Annotated in this window: 17 protein-coding genes; 12 read left to right on the top strand and 5 right to left on the bottom strand. The window is 71.0% G+C overall.

Annotation, left to right across the window (positions count from 1 at the left end; all coding sequences use genetic code 11):
- The first annotated feature begins 429 nt into the window (after nucleotides 1-429).
- The 4 genes from AC07DA_RS27670 to AC07DA_RS27655 all read left to right on the top strand — a co-directional run bounded on the left by AC07DA_RS27670 (nucleotide 430) and on the right by AC07DA_RS27655 (nucleotide 7,429).
- On the top strand, nucleotides 430-1,869 hold the full coding sequence (locus AC07DA_RS27670; RefSeq protein ID WP_479130957.1) for an aminotransferase class III-fold pyridoxal phosphate-dependent enzyme: 1,440 nt from the start codon (nucleotides 430-432) through the stop codon (nucleotides 1,867-1,869).
- A gap of 115 nt (nucleotides 1,870-1,984) precedes the next feature.
- Complete coding sequence (locus tag AC07DA_RS27665; protein ID WP_479130911.1) at nucleotides 1,985-4,090, top strand: IucA/IucC family protein; 2,106 nt, start codon at nucleotides 1,985-1,987, stop codon at nucleotides 4,088-4,090.
- A gap of 105 nt (nucleotides 4,091-4,195) precedes the next feature.
- Complete coding sequence (locus AC07DA_RS27660; protein WP_479130910.1) at nucleotides 4,196-5,086, top strand: GNAT family N-acetyltransferase; 891 nt, start codon at nucleotides 4,196-4,198, stop codon at nucleotides 5,084-5,086.
- A 363-nt stretch (nucleotides 5,087-5,449) separates the two neighbouring features.
- Complete coding sequence (locus AC07DA_RS27655) at nucleotides 5,450-7,429, top strand: ATP-dependent DNA helicase (protein ID WP_479130909.1); 1,980 nt, start codon at nucleotides 5,450-5,452, stop codon at nucleotides 7,427-7,429.
- A 237-nt stretch (nucleotides 7,430-7,666) separates the two neighbouring features.
- On the opposite strand, the gene lexA is transcribed toward AC07DA_RS27655, so the two are convergent.
- Nucleotides 7,667-8,446, bottom strand: a complete 780-nt coding sequence (gene lexA / locus AC07DA_RS27650; RefSeq protein WP_171145262.1) for a transcriptional repressor LexA — start codon at nucleotides 8,444-8,446, stop codon at nucleotides 7,667-7,669.
- A gap of 632 nt (nucleotides 8,447-9,078) precedes the next feature.
- Here lexA and nrdR point away from each other — a divergent pair.
- Nucleotides 9,079-9,639, top strand: coding sequence for a transcriptional regulator NrdR (gene nrdR, locus AC07DA_RS27645; RefSeq protein ID WP_479130908.1), 561 nt, complete (start codon nucleotides 9,079-9,081; stop codon nucleotides 9,637-9,639).
- A gap of 164 nt (nucleotides 9,640-9,803) precedes the next feature.
- Complete coding sequence (locus AC07DA_RS27640) at nucleotides 9,804-12,695, top strand: vitamin B12-dependent ribonucleotide reductase (RefSeq protein ID WP_479130907.1); 2,892 nt, start codon at nucleotides 9,804-9,806, stop codon at nucleotides 12,693-12,695.
- A gap of 118 nt (nucleotides 12,696-12,813) precedes the next feature.
- On the opposite strand, the gene AC07DA_RS27635 is transcribed toward AC07DA_RS27640, so the two are convergent.
- Nucleotides 12,814-13,347 carry a TerD family protein gene (locus tag AC07DA_RS27635; protein ID WP_479130906.1) on the bottom strand — a complete coding sequence of 178 codons (534 nt, stop codon included), beginning with the start codon at nucleotides 13,345-13,347 and terminating at the stop codon, nucleotides 12,814-12,816.
- Between the two features lie 154 nt (nucleotides 13,348-13,501).
- Between AC07DA_RS27635 and AC07DA_RS27630 the strand changes: the two genes are divergently transcribed.
- The 3 genes from AC07DA_RS27630 (at nucleotide 13,502) to AC07DA_RS27620 (ending at nucleotide 15,853) form a co-directional block, all read left to right on the top strand.
- Nucleotides 13,502-14,107, top strand: coding sequence for a YdbC family protein (locus tag AC07DA_RS27630; RefSeq protein WP_479130905.1), 606 nt, complete (start codon nucleotides 13,502-13,504; stop codon nucleotides 14,105-14,107).
- Nucleotides 14,108-14,275: 168 nt separating this feature from the next.
- Nucleotides 14,276-14,935: a histidine phosphatase family protein gene (locus AC07DA_RS27625; protein ID WP_479130904.1), complete on the top strand. Its 660-nt coding sequence runs from the start codon at nucleotides 14,276-14,278 to the stop codon at nucleotides 14,933-14,935.
- Nucleotides 14,936-14,947: 12 nt separating this feature from the next.
- Nucleotides 14,948-15,853, top strand: a complete 906-nt coding sequence (locus AC07DA_RS27620; protein ID WP_479130903.1) for an ADP-ribosylglycohydrolase family protein — start codon at nucleotides 14,948-14,950, stop codon at nucleotides 15,851-15,853.
- Between the two features lie 460 nt (nucleotides 15,854-16,313).
- Here AC07DA_RS27620 and AC07DA_RS27615 read toward each other — a convergent pair whose 3' ends face one another.
- A complete protein-coding gene (locus AC07DA_RS27615) occupies nucleotides 16,314-17,864 on the bottom strand; it encodes an MFS transporter (protein WP_479130902.1) in 1,551 nt (516 codons plus the stop codon).
- Between the two features lie 186 nt (nucleotides 17,865-18,050).
- Between AC07DA_RS27615 and AC07DA_RS27610 the strand changes: the two genes are divergently transcribed.
- The 3 genes from AC07DA_RS27610 (at nucleotide 18,051) to AC07DA_RS27600 (ending at nucleotide 20,149) form a co-directional block, all read left to right on the top strand.
- On the top strand, nucleotides 18,051-18,668 hold the full coding sequence (locus AC07DA_RS27610; RefSeq protein ID WP_479130901.1) for a TetR/AcrR family transcriptional regulator: 618 nt from the start codon (nucleotides 18,051-18,053) through the stop codon (nucleotides 18,666-18,668).
- An 81-nt stretch (nucleotides 18,669-18,749) separates the two neighbouring features.
- Nucleotides 18,750-19,451 (top strand): ribonuclease HII, encoded by a 702-nt coding sequence (locus AC07DA_RS27605; protein WP_479130900.1) that lies wholly within the window; start codon nucleotides 18,750-18,752, stop codon nucleotides 19,449-19,451.
- Between the two features lie 68 nt (nucleotides 19,452-19,519).
- Complete coding sequence (locus AC07DA_RS27600; RefSeq protein WP_479130899.1) at nucleotides 19,520-20,149, top strand: hypothetical protein; 630 nt, start codon at nucleotides 19,520-19,522, stop codon at nucleotides 20,147-20,149.
- A gap of 444 nt (nucleotides 20,150-20,593) precedes the next feature.
- On the opposite strand, the gene AC07DA_RS27595 is transcribed toward AC07DA_RS27600, so the two are convergent.
- Nucleotides 20,594-21,208: a hypothetical protein gene (locus tag AC07DA_RS27595; protein ID WP_311688392.1), complete on the bottom strand. Its 615-nt coding sequence runs from the start codon at nucleotides 21,206-21,208 to the stop codon at nucleotides 20,594-20,596.
- Between the two features lie 331 nt (nucleotides 21,209-21,539).
- Complete coding sequence (locus AC07DA_RS27590) at nucleotides 21,540-23,705, bottom strand: RecQ family ATP-dependent DNA helicase (protein ID WP_479130898.1); 2,166 nt, start codon at nucleotides 23,703-23,705, stop codon at nucleotides 21,540-21,542.
- Nucleotides 23,706-23,728: the final 23 nt, after the last annotated feature.

Raw genomic sequence — 23,728 nt, 5'->3', positions numbered from 1 at the left:
ACAAGGACGAAACCGGTGACCCGGCCCTGTTTTCGCTGCTGCACGAGGACTTCGGGCCGACGACCGGCGTCCGGGAACGGCACCACACACTATGCGGTGGCTGTGGGGGAGGCCCGACGGAACAGCAACAGTTCCGTCACGGAAAGGATCTTGAGGCAACCCGTAACCCGGTGAGCGGTCCGCGGTTGGTAGCGGTGGGGGGTCTGCTGTCTGTGCGCGGTCCCTGGTGCCCGTGCCCAGTGGGAGGTCAGGGAAGCCGTGGCGGAATCCGCCCTTGGGGGTAGTGCGTCAGAGGAGGCCGCTGTGGGGCATGCACCGGCAAGGACCCTTCCCGGTGGTCCCGTGGACGGCACCGCCCGGGGAGCGGGCGACGGCGGGTCCGGGGAGGACGGTACCGGCCCCTGCGTGGACGACGACGGCACCAGGGGAGTGGGAGACGAGGCCCTGCCCGACGCCGCCCGGGGAGCGTGCCTCGCACGGGAGGGAGCCCCGCGCCGCCGGCCCGTCCGCCCGTCCGCCCGTCAGTCCGCCCGGGACTCCGCGGCCCGGACGTACGCCCGTGCGCTGCCCATCGTGCCGGTGCGCGCGCGAGGCATGACGGTCGAGGGCGCCGACGGCCGCCGCTACCTGGACTGCCTCTCGGGCGCGGGAGCCCTGGTGCTCGGGCACAACCACCCCGTCGTCCTGGACGCCATCCGCAAGGTCCTCGACTCCGGTGCGCCCCTGAACGCCCTCGACCTGGCGACACCCGTCAAGGACGCCTTCGTCACCGAACTCTTCCGCACCCTGCCCCCCGGACTCGCCGGCCGCGCCCGCGTGCGCTTCTGCGGCCCGACCGGCGGCGACGCCGTGCGGACGGCCTACGAGCTGGTGCGCGCGGCGACCGGGCGGACGCCCGGCCCCGCCGGTGACGAGGCAGCGATCGTCCGTGCGGCCCATCCGCAGGACTGCGCCGACCTCTTCCGCACCGGTGCTGCCGCACCCCCTGCCGGGGTGATCGTCGAACCCGTCCAGGGCGACGGCGGGGTGTTCCCCGCGCCGGACGCCTGGTTGCGCCGCGTACGGCAGCTCACAGCCGACCGGTCCGTCCCGCTGATCGCCGACGAGATCCAGACGGGCGTCGGTCGCACCGGCACCTTCTGGGCGGTGGAGCACAGCGGCGTGACCCCGGACGTGATGATCCTCTCCGAGGCCATCGGCGGCAGTCTGCCCCTGGCCGTCGTGGTCTACCGCGACGACCTCGACACCGGGGAACCCGGCGCCCAGAGCGGCACCTTCCGGGGCAACCAGCTCGCGATGGCCGCGGGCACGGCGACCCTCGCCCACGTCCGGGAACACCTCCTCGCCGAACGCGCGTCGGCCCTCGGCGCCCGCATGGTGCAGCGACTGCGGGCCCTCCGCGCGGAGTTCGGGTGTGTCGGTGAGGTGCGCGGGAGAGGGCTGATGATCGGGGTCGAGCTGGTGGACCCGGCGGGGGAGACGGACTCAGGGCTGCCCGGGGCGGTAGGCACGGTGCGGCCGACAGGGCGGGGGGCTGGCCCTTCAGGGGGTGGCGAGGCGGAGCCGTCACCGGCGAGGGGACGTTCATCGGTGGAACGTCCCCTCGCCGAAGAACCGGCCGCTCCTTACCCGGCTGCCCCGGAGCTGGCCGCCGTGGTCCAGCAGGAGTGCCTGCGGCGCGGCCTCATCGTGGGCCTCGGCGGCCGACAGGCGAGCGTCGTACGGCTGTTGCCGCCCCTGACGATCACCGACGAGCAGGCGGCCGCTGTGCTGGACCGCCTGACCGACGCTATCGGGGCGGCGGCGCAGCGCCAGGAGGGCACGGCACGGCAGCGAGGCCGCCCCTCGCGTCCCCGTCGTGCGCCTTGACGCTGCGAGTCCTCGCGCTCACCCCGCCCGTTCGAGGGCAGCGCCCTCGCCACGCCCGACCCCGGTCCCGCCCACCCCCGGTCCATACGGCCCGCCCCCCATCGAGGTGCCCGCCTTGAACACCACACCCGCCGCCGACGACCACGCCACGACCTGTGCAGGAGCCCTCGCCGCCGTGCAGCCGTCCGGGACGTCGGCGGCAGCAAAGACACCAGAGACATCACCGACATCACCGACATCGCCGACAGCGGCGATGCCTGGTCAGCGGCTTCGGGGAGCGGGGCCCGACCTGGAGAGGCGCGGTGGTGAACGGGGGAGGAGCGGCGGTGAACAGGGAAGGGGCAGCGGTGAACCTGTCCCCGACCCCCTGCGCGATCCCGACCCCCACCTCGTCGCTCAAGCAGCGTCCGTGGAGACCCTGCTGCGCTGCTGGGTCCGTGAGACCGACCAGCCTGCCCCCGCAGACGGCGTCCTCCGCATCCCCCTTCCCGCGAGCGGCACGGCCCTCCTCGTCCCGGTCCGCTACTGGTCGCCGGCGGGTTGGCACCGCTTCGGCCTCCCTCGTCTGGCCGACGCGCCCGTCGACGCCCCACCGGTCGACGCCCCACCGGTCGACGCCCCACCGGTCGACGCCGTGACGGTCGCCGCGCTGCTCACCAGGGAGAGTCAGACCAGCGGCCCGGCCCCATGCGGCAGCCGCGACACCGAGGCAGGCGCTGTCGCGTCGAGCGGTGATGACGGCCACGGCCTCGCTCTCGTCGCGGGCGTCGCCGACTCCGTCCGCCGGATCGTGACGTTCGTCGAGGACCGTCGTGAACGCCCGGCCGACGCCGGTGACTTGTTCCTGGCCGCGGAACAGGCACTCGTCCTCGGACACCCCCTGCACCCGACGCCGAAGAGCCGCGAAGGTCTCTCCGAGGCCGAAGTACGACACTACTCACCCGAACTGCGCGGATCCTTCTCCCTCCACTGGATTTCCGTCACCACCTCCCTTCTCGCCACCGACTCCTGCTGGACCGAACGCGGCCGCCCCGTCTCGGCCCCTTCACTCATCACCCGCCTGGCCGGGCCAGGACTGCCGCTGCCGGACGGCCACGCCCTACTGCCCCTGCACCCCTGGCAGGGGCGCGAGATCCGTCACCGGCCGGAGATCGCCGCCCTGCTGGAGGGCGGACATCTCCGCGACCTCGGGCCCCACGGGTCGCCCTGGCACCCCACCTCCTCCGTACGCACCGTCTACCGCTCCGATGCTCCCGCGATGCTCAAACTGTCCCTGGGGCTGCGCATCACCAACTCCCGTCGAGACAACCTCCGCAAGGAACTCCACCGCGGTGTCGAGGTTCACCGTCTGCTCCGAGGTGACCTGGGGCAGCAGTGGCGTGCCGCGCATCCGAATTTCGACACCGTGCGCGACCCGGCCTGGCTCGCCGTCGACGGACCGGACGGCACACCGCTGACCGGACTGGACGTGGTCATCCGCCACAACCCGTTCCGCCCCTCCGACGATGTCTCCTGCGTCGCGGGACTCGTCTCACCGCGCCCGTGGTCCCCGGCCGTGCCGGACACCGCTTCCCACCGCTCCGAGGGCCCAGGCAGGGTCCCGGACTCCCGGCTTGCCGAACTCGTCACCCGCATCGCCCGCCGGACCGGCCGGCCGCGCGGAGCTGTCGCCGTCGAGTGGTTCCTGCGCTACCTGGAACACGTCGTACGCCCCGTCCTGTGGCTGGACGGAGAGGCCGGCATCGCCCTGGAGGCCCACCAGCAGAACACGCTGCTCCTGCTGGACGCCGACGGCTGGCCCACGGGCGGCCGCTACCGCGACAACCAGGGCTACTACTTCCGCGAGTCCCGGCGCGCGGAACTCGACGCCCGGTTGCCCGGCATCGGCGAGCGGAGCGACACCTTCGTCCGTGACGAGGTCGCCGACGAGCGCCTCGCCTACTACCTGGGCGTCAACAACGTGCTGGGTCTCGTCGGCGCATTCGGCTCCCAAGGGCTGGCCGACGAGCGGCTGCTGCTCGCCGCCTTCCGCCGCTTCCTGGGGACCGTCGCCTCCGGCCCGGCCCGACTGCGCACCTCACTGCCCGCCCGGCTGCTCGACTCACCCGTACTGCGGTGCAAGGCCAACCTGCTCACCCGCCTGCACGGCCTCGACGAACTCGTCGGCCCGGTCGACACCCAGTCCGTCTACGTCACCATCGCCAACCCCCTGCACTGCTGATCATGCGTACCTTCGCCTTCCTGAGCACGCGTACTCCTTCCGTCATGACCGGCCTTCTTCACCGCTGAGGACACGCCCCATCCGCCTTTCTGAGAGGAGCGTTCGGTGCCTTCCGCCGATCCGTCCGCCCCGACGGCTACCGCTGTCTCCGCCCGAGCCGCCTTTCCCACTGGAGCCGATGCCGACGTGGGCAACGAGTCCAAAAGCGGGAGGGGCATGGACGACGCCAAGGACACCGAGGACACCGGGGACACCCTGGACACCGGGGACACGATGGATCTTCGGCTGTCGGACGAATTCCTGGCCCTGATCGCGGACGGCGCGAACGAACCCGGTGGGGCGGGGCGCGGTGGAGGCCAGGACCCGGCAGCCTCCGCCGCACCTCTCACCGCGGCTCCCCGATTCGGCTCCGGCATGCCGTACGACGACCTGCTCGACCGCGTGGCCGACTGGGGCCCGGTCGGCACGCCCGTGGGTCTGTTCCACCTCGTCCCCGTGCGTGTCGAACGCGACCTCCCGCTCATCAGCCGCTGGATGAACGACCCCGCCGCTGCGGAATTCTGGGAGTTGTCAGGACCGCCGAGCGTGACCGAGGACCACTTGCGGGCCCAGCTCGCCGGTGACGGACGCAGCGTGCCGTGCGTCGGCGTGCTGGACGGGACACCGATGAGCTACTGGGAGATCTACCGGGCGGACCTGGACCCGCTGGCCCGCCACTACCCCGCCCGGCCCCATGACACGGGGATCCACCTTCTGGTCGGTGCGGTCACCGATCGCGGGCGTGGTCTCGGGAGCACGCTGCTCAGGGCCGCGGCCGATCTCGTTCTCGCGCGGCGCCTCTCCTGCGCGCGGGTCATCGCGGAACCCGACATGCGTAACACCCCCTCCGTCGCGGCCTTCCTGTCCGCAGGCTTCCGGTTCTCCGCCGAGGTGGACCTGCCCGCCAAGCGGGCCGCCCTCATGGTGCGGGACCGGTCCCTCCGGCACCTCTTGTAGCGCTGTGTCACCGCGCCATCACTCATTGAACGCGGCGTCCGTCGCCGTGGTTCCCGGCGGCCGCAGATTTCTGGCGAGCTGTTCGCTGGGCCGGAGTGCCGGCGTCCGCCGCCACACGGTTTCCGGCTGCCGGGCTGCCGGCGTCCGCCGCCGCACGGTCCTGCCTGGCGGGCTGCCGACGTCCGTCACCACACCGCTCGTCCCCGCCGCACCTCCGGCGCACGGCGAGCCGTTTCGAGCCGCTCGTATATCACCCCATCCGCTCTGCACCCTCCCCACCGAGGAGTCCACGGTCTTGATCACGCCCCCCGCCCTCGCCTTGATCACCCGTTTGTCAGTGCTGGGCCGTAGGGTGGTCGCGCTATGACGAAGCCCTCACTCCCCGAACTCCTGCATGCTGCCGTCGCCGCCGTCGGCGGTACGGAGCGCCCCGGCCAGGTGGCCATGGCCGAAGCCGTCGCGGAAGCGATCGACGACGGTTCCCACCTGCTGGTCCAGGCCGGCACCGGCACCGGCAAGTCGCTGGGGTACCTGGTGCCCGCGCTCGCGCACGGGGAGCGAGTGGTCGTCGCGACCGCCACCCTGGCGCTGCAGCGTCAGCTCGTCGAGCGCGACCTGCCGAGAACCGTCGAGTCGCTGCACCCGCTGCTGCGCCGCCGCCCGGAGTTCGCCATGCTCAAGGGCCGGTCCAACTACCTCTGTCTGCACCGCCTGCACGAGGGCGTTCCGCAGGACGAGGAGGACGGTCTCTTCGACCAGTTCGAGGCGGCCGCACCCACCAGCAAGCTGGGGCAGGACCTGCTGCGGGTCCGTGACTGGGCCGACGAGACCGAGACCGGCGACCGCGACGACCTCACACCCGGCATCTCCGACCGCGCCTGGGGGCAGGTGTCGGTCTCGTCGAGGGAGTGCCTGGGCGCCTCGAAGTGTGCCTACGGTGCGGAGTGCTTCGCCGAGATGGCGCGCGAGCGGGCCAAGCTCTCCGACGTCGTCGTCACCAACCACGCCCTGCTCGCGATCGACGCCATCGAGGGCGCCCCGGTGCTCCCGCAGCACGAGGTGCTGATCGTCGACGAGGCGCACGAACTGGTGTCGAGGGTCACCGGCGTCGCCACCGGCGAACTCACTCCCGGCCAGGTCAACCGTGCGGTGCGCCGCGCCGCGAAGCTCGTCAACGAGAAGGCCGCGGACCAGTTGCAGACCGCCGCCGAGGGCTTCGAGCGGCTCATGGAGCTGGCCCTTCCGGGCCGCCTGGAGGAGATTCCCGAGGACCTCGGGTACGCGCTGATGGCGCTGCGCGACGCGTGCCGCACCGTCATCTCCGCGATCGGTGCGACCCGGGACAAGTCCGTCCAGGACGAGGACGCGGTGCGCAAGCAGGCCCTTGCAGCCGTGGAGAACGTCCACGACGTCGCGGAGCGGATCACCAACGGATCCGAATGGGACGTGGTCTGGTACGAGCGCCACGACCGGTTCGGTGCCTCACTGCGCGTCGCGCCCATGTCCGTCTCGGGGCTGCTGCGGGAGAAGCTCTTCGCGGACCGCTCCGTGATCCTGACGTCGGCGACGCTGAAGCTGGGCGGCGACTTCAACGGCGTGGGAGCCTCGCTGGGCCTCGCCCCGGAGGGCACGGAGGGCGACGATCTCCCGCAGTGGAAGGGCATCGACGTGGGTTCGCCCTTCGACTACCCCAAGCAGGGCATCCTGTACGTCGCCAAACACCTGGCGCGCCCCGCGAGGGACGGCGACCGCGCGGACATGCTCGACGAACTCACGGAGCTCATCCAGGCGGCCGGTGGCCGTACCCTCGGCCTGTTCTCCTCCATGAGGGGCGCCCAGCTGGCCGCCGAGGAGCTGCGTTCGCGGATCCCCGAGTTCCCGATCCTCCTCCAGGGCGAGGAGACGCTCGGCGAGCTCATCAAGAACTTCGCGGCGGATCCGAAGACCTGCCTGTTCGGCACGCTCTCCCTGTGGCAGGGCGTGGATGTCCCCGGACCCAGCTGTCAGTTGGTCGTCATGGACAAGATTCCGTTCCCGCGCCCGGACGACCCCCTGATGAGCGCTCGCCAGAAGGCCGTGGAGGAGGCGGGCGGCAACGGCTTCATGGCGGTCGCCGCCACGCACGCCGCTCTCCTGATGGCGCAGGGCGCCGGCCGTCTCGTTCGGGCGTCGGGCGACCGCGGTGTGGTCGCCGTCCTGGACCAGCGGCTGGCCACGGCCCGGTACGGCGGGTACCTGAAGGCGTCGCTTCCCGACTTCTGGTACACGACGGACCGCAACCAGGTGCGCAAGTCACTGGCGGCGATCGACGCGGCGGCGAGGCAGACGGAAACAGCGGGATGACCCCCGGGGCCGGTTCGCGGCCAGGAGCCGCGCCCCGGCCCCCTGGTTGAGCGGAACGCCGGGCCCTGACCTCGCCACGGGCCTCAGACTTGGCCGCAGGCCCGGACCTCACCGAGCCCCGGGCATCGGGCAGCCCCAACCGACCCGCGACAGCGCAGGACCCCGGAACCGGCGCAGAGGTTCCGGGGTCCGGTCAGAGGGCGGGCCTGTTGGGCCCGCCCGACGCGGCGTGCGCTGTCAGACGCGGCGCAGGACGGCCACCACCTTGCCGAGGATGGTCGCGTCGTCGCCGGGGATCGGCTCGTACGCCGCGTTGTGCGGCAGGAGCCAGACATGGCCGTCCTCGCGCTTGAAGCGCTTGACCGTGGCTTCTCCGTCCAGCATGGCGGCCACGATGTCGCCGTTCTCGGCGACCGGCTGACGGCGGACCGTGACCCAGTCGCCGTCGCAGATCGCGGCCTCGATCATCGAGTCACCGACGACCTTGAGGACGAACAGCTCACCGTCACCGACGAGCTGTCGGGGCAGGGGGAAGACGTCCTCGACGGACTCCTCGGCGAGGATCGGGCCACCGGCGGCGATGCGGCCGACCAGCGGGACGTACGACGCGGCCGGCTTGCCGGCGGTGTCCGTGGGCTGCACCGAGGCGGCCTGGTCCGAGCCGCGTACCTCGTAGGCGCGCGGGCGGTGCGGGTCGCGGCGCAGGAAGCCCTTGCGCTCCAGCGCCATGAGCTGGTGCGCGACCGAGGAGGTGCTGGAGAGGCCGACGGCCTGGCCGATCTCGCGCATGGACGGTGGGTAGCCGCGCCGCTGCACCGAGTCCCTGATGACCTCGATCACGCGGCGCTGGCGGTCGGTGAGTCCCGAGCTGTCGGCCCGGATGCCGGGAGGTCGGCCCGGCAGGGAGCGCTTGTGCCCCTCAGGGTTCGTGGCTTCGTTCATCGCATGCACCGGCTCCAGTCGGCCCTGGGAGCGGTCCTGGGCAGTGATGGTGGCACTGTCTGCGGTGGTGGTCACGTCGGCCCCTCTCGATGGTCTCCCTGCTGGACAACGGTAGTTGGTTTCGAAAGGTTGCGCCAAACACACGTTCGAGTGAAAAAACGTGAATTGCCGGACGCGATCATGTGTCCGGGTGTATTGGCGGCCGGGCCACCTGGCGGGCAAAAGGGCCCATTGCTGTACTCTTCACCGCCGGGGTGATCGCCTCGTGGACTGTTGCCCCAGTCTGCCATCCGGCATTCCCTTGACCCGGGAGCAGCCCTCATCTGTGCGGGAGTCCCACGTCCCCTCCTCGCGGCGCCCACCGTATCTCCGCATGTGGCGTAGCGATACGGCCGTGCACGTACGATGCGGCAGCGTCTCGCCGGGAGCACGCGCCGAGGCCCTGGGTGACGGTGTCGCGGGGGCGTGTGAGGCCGGTGTGAGTCTGCCCGCCGCGCGTCACCTGCCGCTACGGGCGCGACACGCCCGTACGGCCTGGATGTATGAGCCAATCCCCATATCTAGTGGTTGGATTGCAGCAGCAGCCCACAAGTTGTGGTCCCCCCGGTCTTCGCGGCCATGGTCATCGCCTATGCTTGGGGCTGCTTCGTGGGGCGCCAGACGTCCAGCGAGGCTATTGAGTCTGCTGTGAGGAGGGTTGGGAGATCATGCACTGCCCCTTCTGCAGGCACCCCGACAGCCGGGTCGTCGACAGTCGTACGACCGACGACGGCACGTCGATCCGCAGGCGCCGCCAGTGTCCGGACTGCTCCCGTCGTTTCACGACCGTGGAGACGTGCTCGCTCATGGTGGTCAAGCGGTCCGGCGTCACCGAACCCTTCAGTCGCACGAAGATCATCAATGGCGTGCGCAAGGCATGCCAGGGACGGCCCGTCACCGAGGACGCGCTGGCCCAGCTGGGCCAGCGCGTCGAGGAGGCGGTGCGGGCCACCGGAAGCGCCGAGCTGACCACCCACGACGTGGGGCTGGCCATACTCGGCCCGTTGCAGGAGCTCGACCTCGTCGCCTACCTGCGCTTCGCCTCCGTCTACCGGGCCTTCGACTCGCTCGAGGACTTCGAGGCGGCCATCGCGGAGCTCAGGGAGGGGGCGGGACGCCCCGACGCGGACGACGGCGACCGCGAGGACGCGGGTGCGGGGAGCCAGGAAGACGACCGCGGGCCCGGTGGGACGGCACAGGTCCCCGAGCCCGCAGGCGCCGCCGACTGACCGGCGGGCCGGACCCGGAAGGCAGCTCCGGGACCGGCCGGGCGGCGGCGATGTGAAGACCTGTTGCGGGTGACGTGAGTGGGCGCCCGCAGCATCAGACAGAACACCGTGCACCGGGAACAACGGGGCACTTCAGGGCGTTTTCGCCCGTACAGGGAGGCGGCATGACAGAGACGGCGAGCGGTCCGGCACGGAGTTCCCGCGCCAAGAGCCCCAAGGCGAGCAAGGGCCTGCGTATCGAGCGCATCCACACCACCCCTGGGGTCCACCCCTACGACGAGGTGGCCTGGGAGAGCCGTGACGTCGTCATGACCAACTGGCGCGACGGCTCGGTCAACTTCGAGCAGCGCGGCGTCGAGTTCCCCGACTTCTGGTCGGTGAACGCGGTCAACATCGTCACCAGCAAGTACTTCCGGGGTGCCGTCGGCACTCCGCAGCGCGAGACCAGCCTCAAGCAGCTGATCGACCGCATCGTGAAGACGTACCGGAAGGCCGGTGAGGACCACAAGTACTTCGCCTCGCCCGCCGACGCCGAGATCTTCGAGCACGAGCTGGCGTACGCCCTCCTGCACCAGATCTTCAGCTTCAACAGCCCCGTCTGGTTCAACGTCGGCACCAAGCAGCCGCAGCAGGTGTCCGCCTGTTTCATCCTGTCCGTCGACGACTCCATGGAGTCGATCCTCGACTGGTACAAGGAAGAGGGCATGATCTTCAAGGGCGGCTCCGGCGCCGGCCTGAACCTCTCCCGGATCCGTTCCTCCAAGGAACTGCTGTCCTCCGGCGGCAACGCTTCCGGTCCGGTCTCCTTCATGCGCGGCGCGGACGCCTCCGCAGGAACGATCAAGTCCGGTGGTGCCACCCGTCGCGCCGCCAAGATGGTCGTCCTCGACGTCGACCACCCGGACATCGAGGACTTCATCGAGACCAAGGTCAAGGAAGAGGAGAAGATCCGCGTCCTGCGCGACGCGGGCTTCGACATGGACCTGGGCGGCGACGACATCACGTCCGTCCAGTACCAGAACGCCAACAACTCGGTCCGTGTGAACGACGAGTTCATGAAGGCGGTCGACGAGGGCGGCAAGTTCGGCCTGCGTGCCCGCATGACCGGCGAGGTCATCGAGGAGGTCGACGCCAAGCAGCTCTTCCGCAAGATCGCCGAGGCCGCCTGGGCCTGCGCCGACCCCGGTATCCAGTACGACGACACCATCAACAACTGGCACACCTGCCCCGAGTCCGGCCGGATCACCGCGTCGAACCCGTGCAGCGAGTACATGCACCTGGACAACACGTCCTGCAACCTGGCCTCGCTGAACCTGATGAAGTTCCTCAAGGACGACGGCAAGGGCAACCAGTCCTTCGAGGCCGAGCGCTTCCAGAAGGTCGTGGAGCTCGTCATCACCGCGATGGACATCTCCATCTGCTTCGCGGACTTCCCGACCCAGAAGATCGGCGAGAACACGCGCGCGTTCCGCCAGCTCGGCATCGGCTACGCCAACCTCGGCGCCCTGCTGATGGCCACCGGTCACGCCTACGACTCCGACGGCGGCCGCGCCCTCGCCGGCGCCATCACCTCCCTGATGACCGGCACGGCCTACCGCCGCTCCGCCGAGCTCGCCGCGGTGGTCGGCCCGTACGACGGCTACGCCCGCAACGCCGACGCCCACAAGCGCGTCATGAAGCAGCACTCCGACGCCAACGACAAGGCCGTCCGCATGGACGACCTGGACACCCCGGTGTGGGCCGCCGCCAGCGAGGCCTGGGGCGACGTGCTGCGCCTGGGCGAGAAGAACGGTTTCCGTAACTCCCAGGCGTCCGTGCTCGCCCCGACCGGCACCATCGGCCTGGCGATGTCCTGCGACACCACCGGTGTCGAGCCCGACCTCGCGCTGGTCAAGTTCAAGAAGCTGGTCGGCGGCGGTTCGATGCAGATCGTCAACGGCACCGTGCCGCAGGCCCTGCGCCGCCTCGGCTACCTCGAGGAGCAGATCGAGGCGATCGTCGCCCACATCGCCGAGAACGGCAACGTGATCGACGCCCCGGGCCTCAAGCCCGAGCACTACGAGGTGTTCGACTGCGCCATGGGCGAGCGGGCCATCTCCCCGATGGGCCACGTCCGCATGATGGCCGCGATCCAGCCGTGGATCTCCGGCGCCATCTCCAAGACGGTCAACATGCCGGAGACGGCGACCGTCGAGGAGGTCGAGGAGATCTACTTCGAGGCCTGGAAGCTCGGCGTCAAGGCCCTCGCGATCTACCGCGACAACTGCAAGGTGGGCCAGCCCCTCTCCGCCAAGACCAAGGAGAAGGAGAAGGCGGAGATCACCGAGAAGGCCGAGGAGACGATCCGCACCGCGGTCGAGAAGGTCGTCGAGTACCGCCCGGTCCGCAAGCGCCTCCCGAAGGGACGTCCCGGCATCACCACGTCCTTCACCGTCGGCGGCGCCGAGGGCTACATGACGGCCAACTCCTACCCGGACGACGGTCTCGGCGAGGTCTTCCTGAAGATGTCCAAGCAGGGCTCGACCCTCGCGGGCATGATGGACGCCTTCTCCATCGCCGTCTCGGTCGGCCTCCAGTACGGCGTGCCGCTGGAGACGTACGTCTCGAAGTTCACGAACATGCGCTTCGAGCCGGCCGGTATGACGGACGACCCGGACGTGCGGATGGCGCAGTCGATCGTCGACTACATCTTCCGCCGCCTGGCGCTGGACTTCCTGCCCTTCGAGACGCGTTCCGCCCTCGGCATCCACTCCGCCGAGGAGCGCCAGCGTCACCTGGAGACCGGTTCCTACGAGCCGTCCGAGGACGAGGTCGACGTCGAGGGCCTGGCCCAGTCGGCGCCGCGGGCCCAGGAGCTGAAGGCCGTCACGGCGCCCAAGAACGACGAGGCGGCCAAGCCCGCCCCGCAGCAGGCCCACACCAGTGCCGAACTGGTCGAGATGCAGCTGGGCATCCAGGCCGACGCCCCGCTGTGCTTCTCCTGCGGGACGAAGATGCAGCGCGCCGGTTCCTGCTACATCTGCGAGGGCTGCGGCTCGACCAGCGGCTGCAGCTGACGCCGGACGCCTGAGCCGATGACGGAGGGGCACCGCCCGCGGGCTGGTGCCCCTTTCGTCGTTCCTCCTCGCCCCCGTCCCCACGGAACGTCCGTGGGGACGCGCCGCAGGACTTGTCTCAGGGCCGGCCCGCCGTGCCCATCGTCCTGGTGAACGTCACGGGGTCGCCCTCGAAGCCGCGCAGACCGGGACGGAAGCGCCAGGGCCCGGTGCCCTCCCGGACGAACTCCGCGACCGTGGCCGCCGTGGCCCCCAGGACACCGGCGAAGTCGTCCTCGGCCAGGACGTCGTACCCCTCGCGGATGCGCAGCCCGGGGTTGACGACGCTGACGAAGGTGCGCTCCGCCGGGCGCTGCTGGATGACGACGCCGACCAGCACGCGCGCGTAGCGGGGGTCGAGCCGTTCCAGCTCCAGCATCATGACCTCGTCGAAGCCGAAGCCCTGACCGTCCTTGCTGTCCCGGTTGAGATAGATCGTGCCGTCGGGGGAGCGGCTGTCGAAGTGCACCACGTAGGCGGGCTCGCCGTACGGATCGTCCGCCGGATACGTCGCCGCGACCAGATCCAGGTCGGTGGAGGGCTGTCCCGCCGGACTGGGATCCCACCGCACCGCGATCTCGACCTTGCGCAACCCCTTGTTGAGCCCGTCCACCGGCGTCCCCTTCCCCGTACCGACCCGCCCGTCCACCCCAACTGACGGGCGCTCACGACTGTTTGTCCATCCTGCCACGCGCGCGGGTGCGCGCGGGGCGGAGCGGTCCGGCCGGGAGTGACCGGTGCCACGCTCCTGGCCTTACCATGGCGCGGTGCTGGTCAAGTGGATTCGCTGCACCGTGGTGGACCGCCGCGGGTTCGAGCGGGGGCAGCGGAAGTGGGCGGGGCTTCTGGGGGAGCCGGGGTTTCGCGCGCAGGGGGGTGGCTGGAGCCGGGGGCGGCCGGACGTGGCGCACATCTTCGCGTTCTGGGAGAGCCGCGCCTTCTACGACTCGTTCATGGCGCGATCCCACGACCGGCTCGCGTCGGCCCAGTCGGGCACCTTCAAGGACGCCCGGGTCAGGCTCTTCGACTACCGCTTCGACGTGAAGACCGGCTTCGAGCCCCGCTTCACGGACGCCGATCTGCTGCGCGTCGCGCTCTGCCGCGTCCACGAGGAACGGGCCGAGCACTTCGTGCTGATGCAGGAGAAGGTGTGGAACCCGGCGATGGCCGGCTCGCCCGGCATGGTGCGCGGGCTGTTCGGCGAGGCACCGGGCAACGAGTACCTGGTGCTGTCGATGTGGAGGTCCGCCGCCGAACACGGCAAGTACCGCACCGAGCGGGTGGAGCGGCTCGCCCTGCGGGCCCAGACGGAAGCGGACGTGGCGGCGATGACGGGTGCCGTCGTGGACATGGAGCCGAGCTGGACCGTCTGACGCACTGGTCCTCGCCCCGGCCACCGCGCGCGGCCGGCGTGAGCCGCGGCGACGCCCCAGGGCGATGCAGCGGCCCCGCGCGCGTGCAGGTGGAGAATCCGTGTGACCTACGCTGTATGCGGACCGCCCGGGTGCTCGGCGGGCCCCCACCCGATCTAGGGTTTCGGCATGGCACGACCACGGCGCATCGTCCTTGTCCGGCACGGCGAGTCAACGGGCAATGTTGATGACTCCGTGTACGAACGCGAACCCGACCACGCCCTGGCCCTGACCGACCGCGGTCGGCGGCAGGCGGAGGCGACGGGCGAGCAGCTGCGCGAGCTGTTCGGCGGCGAACGCGTGAGCGTCTACGTCTCCCCGTACCGGCGCACCCACGAGACGCTGCGCGCCTTCCGTCTCGACCCCGCCCTCCTACGAGTACGGGAGGAACCCCGGCTGCGCGAGCAGGACTGGGGAAACTGGCAGGACCGCGACGACGTACGCCTGCAGAAGGCCTACCGGGACGCCTACGGCCACTTCTTCTACCGCTTCGCCCAGGGTGAGTCCGGTGCCGACGTCTACGACCGGGTGGGCGGCTTCCTGGAGAGCCTGTTCCGCAGTTTCGAGGATCCCGACCATCCGCCGAACGTCCTCATCGTGACGCACGGGCTGGCCATGCGGCTGTTCTGCATGCGCTGGTTCCACTGGACGGTCGCGGAATTCGAGTCGCTCTCCAATCCGGGGAACGGCGAGGTGCGGATGCTCGTTCTGGGAGACGACGGCAAGTACACGCTGGACCGGCCGTTCGATCGCTGGCGGGATCCCGAGCCGTACGGGATCTCCGGATAGAGTGGCAGGGCGATGACCTCCGACTTCACCCCCGACGTGCGCCTGGACCGCGCCCTGTCCGCCCTGCGCGGGCTGTCCGTCGGGGACGCCCTGGGCTCCCAGTACTTCGTGCCGGTGAACTACCCGCTGCTCAAGCGCCGCGAGATCCCGCCCGGCCCCTGGCAGTGGACCGACGACACGGAGATGGCGGCCTCCGTCGTCGCCGTGCTGGCCGCGCACCACCGCATCGACCAGGACGCGCTCGCCCGGTCCTTCGCCGAGCACCACGACTTCGACCGGGGCTACGGCCCCGCGGTCAACCGCCTCCTGCGGCTGGTCCGGGAGGGCGGAGACTGGCGTGAGCTCGCCGCCGCCCTCTTCAACGGCCAGGGGTCCTGGGGCAACGGCGCGGCGATGCGGATCGCCCCGCTCGGCGCCTGGTACGCGGACGACCCCGAGCAGGCGACCCACCAGGCGGAGATCTCCGCCTACACCACCCACCAGCATCGCGAAGCCGTCGTCGGCGCCATGGCCGTCGCCGCGGCCGCCGCGTTCGCCGCGGCGCCGAGTGGGCCGCCCGGCGCCGAAGCGCTCCTCGACGGGGTGATCGACCTGGTCCCCAAGAGCGCGGTCGGTGCGGGGCTGCGCCGGGCCCGGGACATGCTCGACTACGGCGACGCCGCCACGGTCGCGGCGGTGCTGGGCTGCGGGCGTCGGACGACGGCCCACGACACCGTGCCGTTCGCCCTCTGGTCGGCCGCGAGGGCTCTCGGCGACTATGAGAAGGCGTTCTGGACCACCGCCCAGGCCGGTGGTGACGTCGACACGACCTGCGCCATCGTCGGCGGCGTCATCGCCTCGGGCAAGGCGGGGAGGCCACCCGCGGCGTGGGTGGAGCGGACCGAGGCCCTTCCGGACTGGGTGCCCACGTCGGTCTAGGCGACCTCGGCCAAGCCGCGTCGTTCGCCCGGCCGCGGGTCATGCGCCGTCCTCCGTTCCGTGCTCTGGGTGTGCAGGCAGGGGCCCGCTCGCCCGGTTGCACATAAGCGTCGGTGAGTGAGGGCTCTCCCCCTCCGAGCGCGGCGGCCGCGGGTGACCGCTGGGTCTCCGTACACAGACTGCTGAGAACTCTCCGTACGCATCGGGAACTCTCCGTGACCACCCGCTCGTTGCTCCCACAACCGCTGCGCGTGATGTCAAGGCGCTCAGCCGGGAGTCGGTGCTCGCGCGCAAGGGGGGGGTGATCATGAAGGTGTTGCCCGTGGTTCTGCTTCGCTGCTGGAGCGCCGTCGTCCGCAGGCTCCGGAAGGGTGCGGACGCGAACCGGCTCAACGGCTTCCGGCAGGCCGGGACCGGTCCTGCCGGCGAGCCGTCGGGACCGGCCCCGGGCGGCCCCGCGTCAGCCGACCCCCGGTCCGGCCGATCCGGACAGTGCCTCCAGGTCGCTCTTGCGGACCTGGATCACCAGCCAGGCCGTGACGACGGCCAGGACGGCCATCGCGGCGGCCGGGATGAAAGCCGCGGAGATGCCCTGGGCCAGTACCTCGTGCCCCCACGGTGCCGGCAGCTGGTGGGTGCTGGCGAACTCCGCCTTCTGCTGCGCGGAGCCCTCGGCCATGAACTGCGGGAGTTGCTTCTCGGCCTCGTTCTTGGTCGCCGTGCCGAAGACCGTCGTCAGGATGGACAGGCCCAGCGCTCCGCCCACCTGCTGCGTGGCGTTGAGCAGCCCGGACGCGGCGCCCGCCTCGTGCTGGGCGACACCGGAGACGGCGGTGAGCGTCAACGTCACGAAGTTCAGCCCCATGCCGAAGCCGAACACCAGCATCGGGCCGAGGATGCCCCCGACGTACGAGCTGTCCGAGCTGATGAGTGCCTGCCAGGCCAGGCCGATCATCGCGAGCGCGGATCCCACGACCATGAACGGCTTGGGACCCAGCACGGGCAGGAACCGCTGGGACAGCCCGGCGCCCAGCGCGATCACGACCGTCACCGGCAGGAAGGCCAGCCCCGCCTCGATGGGCGTGTAACCGAGCACGTTCTGCACGAACAGCACGATGTAGAAGAACATCCCGAACATCGCCGCGGCCAGGCTCAGCATGATGACGTAGGTCCCCGAGCGGTTCCGGTCGGCGAACATCCGCAGCGGGGTGATGGGCTCCTTGGCCCGCGACTCGACGATCGCGAACGCCACCAGCAGGACCACCGCGGCACCGAAGGAGCCGATGGTGAGGCTGTCCCGCCAGCCCTCGTCCGCCGCGCGTATGAAGCCGTAGACGAGGGATGCCATGCCGGCGGTCGAGGTCACCGCGCCCGCGATGTCGAAGCGGCCGGAGTGCCGTTCGGACTCGCCGATGTAGAGCGGAGTGAGGACCGCGATCAAAATGCCGATCGGCACGTTCACGAAGAGCACCCAGCGCCAGTCGAGCCACTCGGTGAGCATGCCGCCCGCGAGCAGGCCGATGGCGCCACCGCCGGCGGAGACGGCGGCGAAGACGCCGAAGGCCCGGTTGCGCTCCGGTCCCTCGGGGAACGTGGTGGTGATGAGGGCCAGCGAAGTGGGCGACGCGATCGCGCCACCCATACCCTGCAGGACGCGCGCGGCCAGCAGCTGCCAGGGTTCCTGGGCGAGCCCGCCGAGCAGCGAGGCGAGGGTGAACAGCAGGATGCCGGCCATGAAGACCCGGCGGCGGCCGAGGATGTCGCCGGCGCGGCCGCCGAGGAGCAGCAGACCGCCGAAGGTGAGCGTGTAGGAACTGACGACCCAGGTGAGGTCGGTGGTGCTGAACTCGAGCGCGTCTTGAATGTGCGGGAGCGCGATGTTCACAATCGTCGCGTCGAGTACCACCATGAGTTGGCAGGCCGCGATGACCGTGAGCGCGATGCCGGGGTGTCCCTCCCGGCGGGCCGCACCCGGTTTCTTCTGGTCCTTGAGCAATGGAGAGGTTGTCACTATGGGTCCCCCACGAGTGCCTTAGTGAACGCTCGCGTTCACTGTCGCGTCAACGGTAGTGAGTCCCCGACAGTGAACGCAAGCGTTCACTTAAGGTCGCGTCGTTCGGTACATCCCCCGTGGTGCCGTCCGGCGCGCTCCGCATCCCCGGAATCCCCGCTCCCTCTGCTCGTTGGAGACAGTCCGATGGTTACCCCGAGCTGGGCGGACGCCCCCGCTCAGACGGCCCGCCGCCGCGGTGCCGTGCTCGAACGCGCGATCCTCGACGCCGCGCTGGACCAACTCAGCACCGTCGGCTGGAACGGTCTGACGATGGAAGGCGTCGCCGCCGGCGCTCAGACCGGAAAGGCCGCGGTGTACCGCCGCTGGCCCTCCAAAGAGGACCTCGTCGCCGACGCCCTGCGGGCCGGACTGCCCCGGTTCGACGAGACGCCCGACGAGGGGAGCGTGCGCGAGGACCTCCTGGCGCTGTGTCTGCGGGCCCGCGACGCGATGTTCTCCCGCCCCGGTTTCGCGCTTCGCGCGGTGATTCACGAGTGCGATACCAGTCAGGCCGAGCGCTTCCACGCAGTCATCTTCGAAGGTGTCGTGGAGCCCACCCTCAAGATGCTGCGGGAAGTGATCGAGCGCGGCATCGCGAGAGGAGAGGTGCGTCCCGACGCTGCGAACGGGTACGTCTGCGACGCCATCCCGGCCATGATGATGTATCGCTCCAAGATGTGCTCCTGCGAATGGCGGGACGATGAAGTCGAGGAGATGATCGACCAGTTGATGGTTCCGCTGCTGCGGCCGGACGGTTCCTGACACGAGTCGGTGAGGGTCCTGGCGCCGTAGGGCGGGCCAGGGTGTCGCGGGCGGTCGGGGGCGGCGTAATGTAGGGGCGCCATGCCGTACGAACCGCCTACTCACACCGTCGAGCGCTCCCTTCGGGCCACGACCGGCGCAAAGATCGTTGCAGGTGTCGACGAGGTGGGGCGCGGCGCGTGGGCCGGCCCCGTCACCGTCTGCGCGGCGATCACCGGGCTGCGCCGACCGCCCGAGGGCCTCACGGACTCGAAGCTGCTCACCATCAAGCGACGCACCGAACTCGCCGAGACGCTGCGGACGTGGGTGACGTCGTACGCCTTGGGGCACGCCTCTCCCGAGGAGATAGACGATCTGGGCATGACCGCCGCTCTGCGGCTCGCGGCCGAGCGTGCTCTGAACGCCCTGCCGGTCCGCCCCGACGCCGTCATCCTCGACGGCAAGCACGACTATCTCGGCGCTCCCTGGCGGGTCCGTACGGTCATCAATGGCGACCAGTCGTGCGTGGCGGTCGCCGCGGCCTCGGTGATCGCCAAGGTTCAGCGCGACAAAATGATGGCCGAACTGGGTATCGACCATGCAGACTTCGGTTTTGCGGACAACGCCGGGTATCCGTCACCCGTGCACAAGGCCGCACTGGCGGAGCGGGGCCCCACCCCCTACCACCGGTTGTCGTGGGCGTATCTTGATGCGCTGCCCCAGTGGCGGCACCTCAAGAAGGTCCGCAGCTGGACGGACGGAAGTGTTCCGGAAATCGAGGGTCAGCTGGGCTTCGATTTCTGACCGTTTCGTCCGCACGCATGCGCCACCCGCCGACGCGGGTCGTACCAACGTTTGATAAATATCAACCCATGCCTCTCATTCCCGAGGAGCCTCAGATTCACGAGAGCGCCCAGGGTCCCCGCGCCACTCCGGCCAGCGGCCGCACCGCGCCGACCCCCCGTCCCGTACCCGGCCCCCGTCCCGCGGCTCCGTCGCGTCCCGGTCGTCCCGGACCTCTCCGGCCCGCGCCGCCGGTGCAGCGAACCCCGCGTGACGTGGCCGCGAAGCCCGCTTCGCCGGGCCCCGACACCGGTGCCGCCGCCCCGGCCACACCGCAGATCCAGCTGATCCCGGCTTCCGTGGAAGGCGCGCTCGACGCCGCCGAGGAGGCCGTGGACCTGCTGCTGGACTCCGGTCGTGCCCCCGGTGACATCCTGGTGATCACGACCGGTGAGCAGCACCCGTGGGCCACCCACGAGCTGTCCTTCGGTGAAGCCTCCTACTGGGCCCAGCACGACGCCCGTGACGACGTCTTCTACGCGGACGGCACCGTCGCGGCCCGCGCCGCGTCGCGCCCGGTGGTCGTCGTCGCCGTCAACGGCGGTTCCGAGGCCGCGGCGGCGAGCGCGCTCGCGCTGGCCCACTCCCGGGCCCACGCCCTGCTGATCGTCTGCGGAGACCCGCAGCGGATCAACGCGGTGCTCGGCGCGGGCGTCTGAGCCGCGCCGCGGCGCCCGCCAGGGCGACGACGGCTGACTTCGCCAGGCCGCTTCGGCGGATCTCGCACGGTGGGCGGTTCAGCCTGCGCTGGGCGCGGGACGCCTCGGCGTCGAGAGTGAGTACTGACGCACGCACGGGCAGGTTTTGCGCGGGCCGCGCGGGGACGCTCCCGCGGGTTGTGCAGCAGGGGCTCCCGCAGGTTGCCGAAGAGTCCCCGCAGGTTTGTGCGGAGGGGTTTCCCGCGGGCTGTATCGCCGGTTCGCCGTGCCCGTGCCCGTGCCCGTGCCCGTGCCCGTGCCCGTGCCCGTGCCCGTGCCCGTGCCCGTGCGTCGGCGTGTCGGCAGAGGAGTGCCTCGCCCTCTCGGAGCGGGGCAGGCACGGGAGTCGTGATGAGCCGCGCCCTGGGCGCGGCCCGGAGGCGTGCGTGAGTGCCGGCCGAGGCCTCAGCGAGCCGCCGCAGCGCGGCGCAGTATCTCCGAGGCCGCGCCACCGGTCCGCGGCTGCGGTGGCGGAGCCTCCGACGTGGCGAACGGCTCAGGCGCCGAGGCGGAGTGCGGGCGGCGACCGCCGCGGTCTTCGCCGAGGACCTGCCAGCCGTCACGGGTCAGTGTGATGTACGCCCCGCACCGCAGCCCGTGCAGGGTGCACGCGTCCCGCAGCCCCCACATCCACGCACCGTCCTCCTCCGTCCACCGCGCGTCGCCCTCACGGCAGTAGAGCAGCACCGCCGTGCGCACCGGTGTGCGGCGCCGCAGGTCGTGCGGGATGATGCGGCGCAGCTGGGCCAGCAGCACGTTGCGGAACATCCAGCCGTCCGCCGGGGCCGGGCGGCGGACGAACGAGGCACTCGCCCGCAGCCGCTCGTCCGGGTCGAGCACGGCGATGACGGCGGTCGCCGGCTGCGGATGGTGCCGGGCGTGCAGTCCGCTGACCACCTCGCGGGGGCTGCGCAGCAGGGGGATCCCCGCTGCGGCCCATTCCGCGGGTTCGAGCAGGCGGTTGGCGGAAGCGGCGGATGTCGACGCCGCTGCCGAGGCCGGAGCGAATCCGAAGGTCACGGTCCTCCCTTCGGCTACGCGCCCACACTGCGGGCGGGGTCGGATTCCTGGGAGCGCGCACCGCAGGGAAGCCCTTCCGGGCGGCGGACGAGCCGTGCGGGGAGCGGACCTCAATTCTTCCTGTCGAACTTGAATGCGGCAACGAGCAATTGAGGCAGCCGACCGTTATCAGATGGTGCGCGGCTAATATCCCCACCCCGTGTGCCACCGAGCCACGCATGGGGCGTTCGAGCACGACACGTTCGTACGCCACGGGGCGTGCGGCGTCCAGAGGTGTGCGCGAGGAGGCACGGGGCCGGTGTCGTGTGCGTGGGCCGGGAGCGGACGGGCGTCAGCCCTGCACGGCCAGAACCAGCGGCAACACCCCCTGCGCGCCGGATCGCCGGAGCAGGCGGGCCGCGACGGCGAGGGTCCAGCCGGTCTCCGTGTAGTCGTCCACCAGCAGGACCGGGCCCTGGGCTCCGGCGAGGGCGGAAGCCAGCGCGGGCGGCACGGTGAGGGTGCCGTCGAGTGCCTTCAGTCGCTGGGCGCTGTTGCTGCGGGGGCCCGGGTGGGTGTCACCGGTGTACTCGACCGAGCCCAGCAGCGGCAGCCGGCCGACCTCCGCGATACGTGCTCCCAGGGAGTGGATCAGCCGGGGCCGGGTGCGGGACGCCACGGTGACCACGCCGACCGGCCGCGGCGGGGCGTCCGAGGACCCCGAAGCCCAGCCGCCGGGACCTCTGGCCCAGTCGGCCAGGACGTCGACCACGGCTTTCGCCACGTCGTCCGGTACCGGTTCGTCGGGAGCCTGGGGAGCGAGCATGGGCCGCAGGCGGTTGCCCCAGCCGATGTCCGACAGGCGGCCCAACGCCCGCCCCGGTGCGGCCTGTTCACCCGCTGGGATGCGCCCCTTGAGGTCCACCCCGATCGCCGGCAGGCCGGTCGGCCACATCCGGCGAGGCTCCACCTCCACACCAGCACGCCCCAGGTCCACGCGCGCGGCGTCGAGCGCCTCCGCGGACATGTCGGCGGTGAAGCGCGCACCCGCGCAGTTGTCACAGCGGCCGCACGGCTTGGCGGCCTCGTCGTCCAGCTGGCGCTGCAGGAACTCCATGCGGCAGTCGGTCGTCGACGCGTACGCGCGCATGGCCTGTTGCTCGGCCTCGCGCTGACGCGCCACCCACGCGTACCGCTCGGCGTCGTACGTCCACGGCTGCCCGGTCGCGATCCAGCCCCCCTTGACCCGCTTCACCGCGCCGTCCACGTCCAGGACCTTGAGCATCGTCTCCAGGCGGGAGCGGCGCAGCTCCACCAGAGGCTCCAGGGCAGGCAGCGACAGCGGCTTCTCCGCGCGGGCGAGGACGTCGAGCGTGCGGCGCACCAGGTCCTCGGAAGGGAAGGCGAGCGACGCGAAGTACTTCCAGATCGCCTCGTCCTCCTTGCCGGGCAGCAGGAGCACCTCGGCGTGCTCGACACCGCGTCCCGCACGTCCCACTTGCTGGTAGTAGGCGATGGGGGAGGAGGGCGAGCCGAGGTGCACCACGAAGCCCAGGTCGGGCTTGTCGAAACCCATGCCGAGCGCCGAGGTGGCGACCAGCGCCTTCACCTTGTTGGCGAGCAGGTCCTCCTCGGCCTGCTGGCGATCGGCGTTCTCCGTCTTGCCCGTGTAGGAGGCGACCGTGTGGCCGCGCTGCCGGAGGAAGGCGGTGACCTCCTCGGCCGCGGCCACCGTGAGCGTGTAGATGATCCCCGAACCCGGCAGGTCGTCGAGGTGCTCGGCGAGCCACGCCATCCGGTGCGCGGCGTCCGGCAGCCGCAGCACGCTCAGACTCAGGCTGTCCCGGTCCAGCGGCCCGCGCAGCACGAGGGCGTCCGAGCCGCCACCGGTGCCGAGCTGCTCCGCGACGTCGGCCGTCACGCGCGCGTTGGCCGTGGCGGTGGTCGCGAGCACCGGCACACCGGGCGGCAGGTCGGTGAGCATCGTGCGCAGCCGCCGGTAGTCGGGCCGGAAGTCGTGGCCCCAGTCGGAGATGCAGTGTGCCTCGTCCACGACCAGGAGCCCGGTGGCGGCCGCGAGCCGGGGCAGCACCTGGTCCCGGAAGTCCGGGCTGTTGAGCCGTTCGGGGCTGACCAGCAGGACGTCGACCTGGCCGGCGGTGATCTCCTCCTGAACGGCTTCCCATTCCTCGGTGTTGGAGGAGTTGATGGTCCGGGCGTGGATCCCGGCGCGGGCCGCCGCCTCGACCTGGTTCCGCATGAGCGCGAGCAGCGGGGACACGATCACCGTCGGACCGCTGCCCTGTGCCCGCAGCAGCGAGGTCGCCACGAAGTACACCGCGGACTTGCCCCACCCCGTGCGCTGGACGACCAGGGCACGGCGTCTTTCGGCGACCAGCGCCTCGATGGCCCGCCACTGGTCCTCGCGCAGCCGGGCCGCCCCCGATGCGTCCCCGACGAGACGGGCGAGGACGGCGTCGGCCGCAGCCTTGAGATCCGCGTTGCTCGTGTGCTCCATGCGTCCCATACAACAGGACGGCG

The sequence above is a fragment of the Streptomyces sp. NPDC044921 genome, from assembly GCF_056432865.1.
Note: the sequence above shows the minus strand (reverse complement) of the source record. Positions and strands in the feature narration are given on the sequence as shown.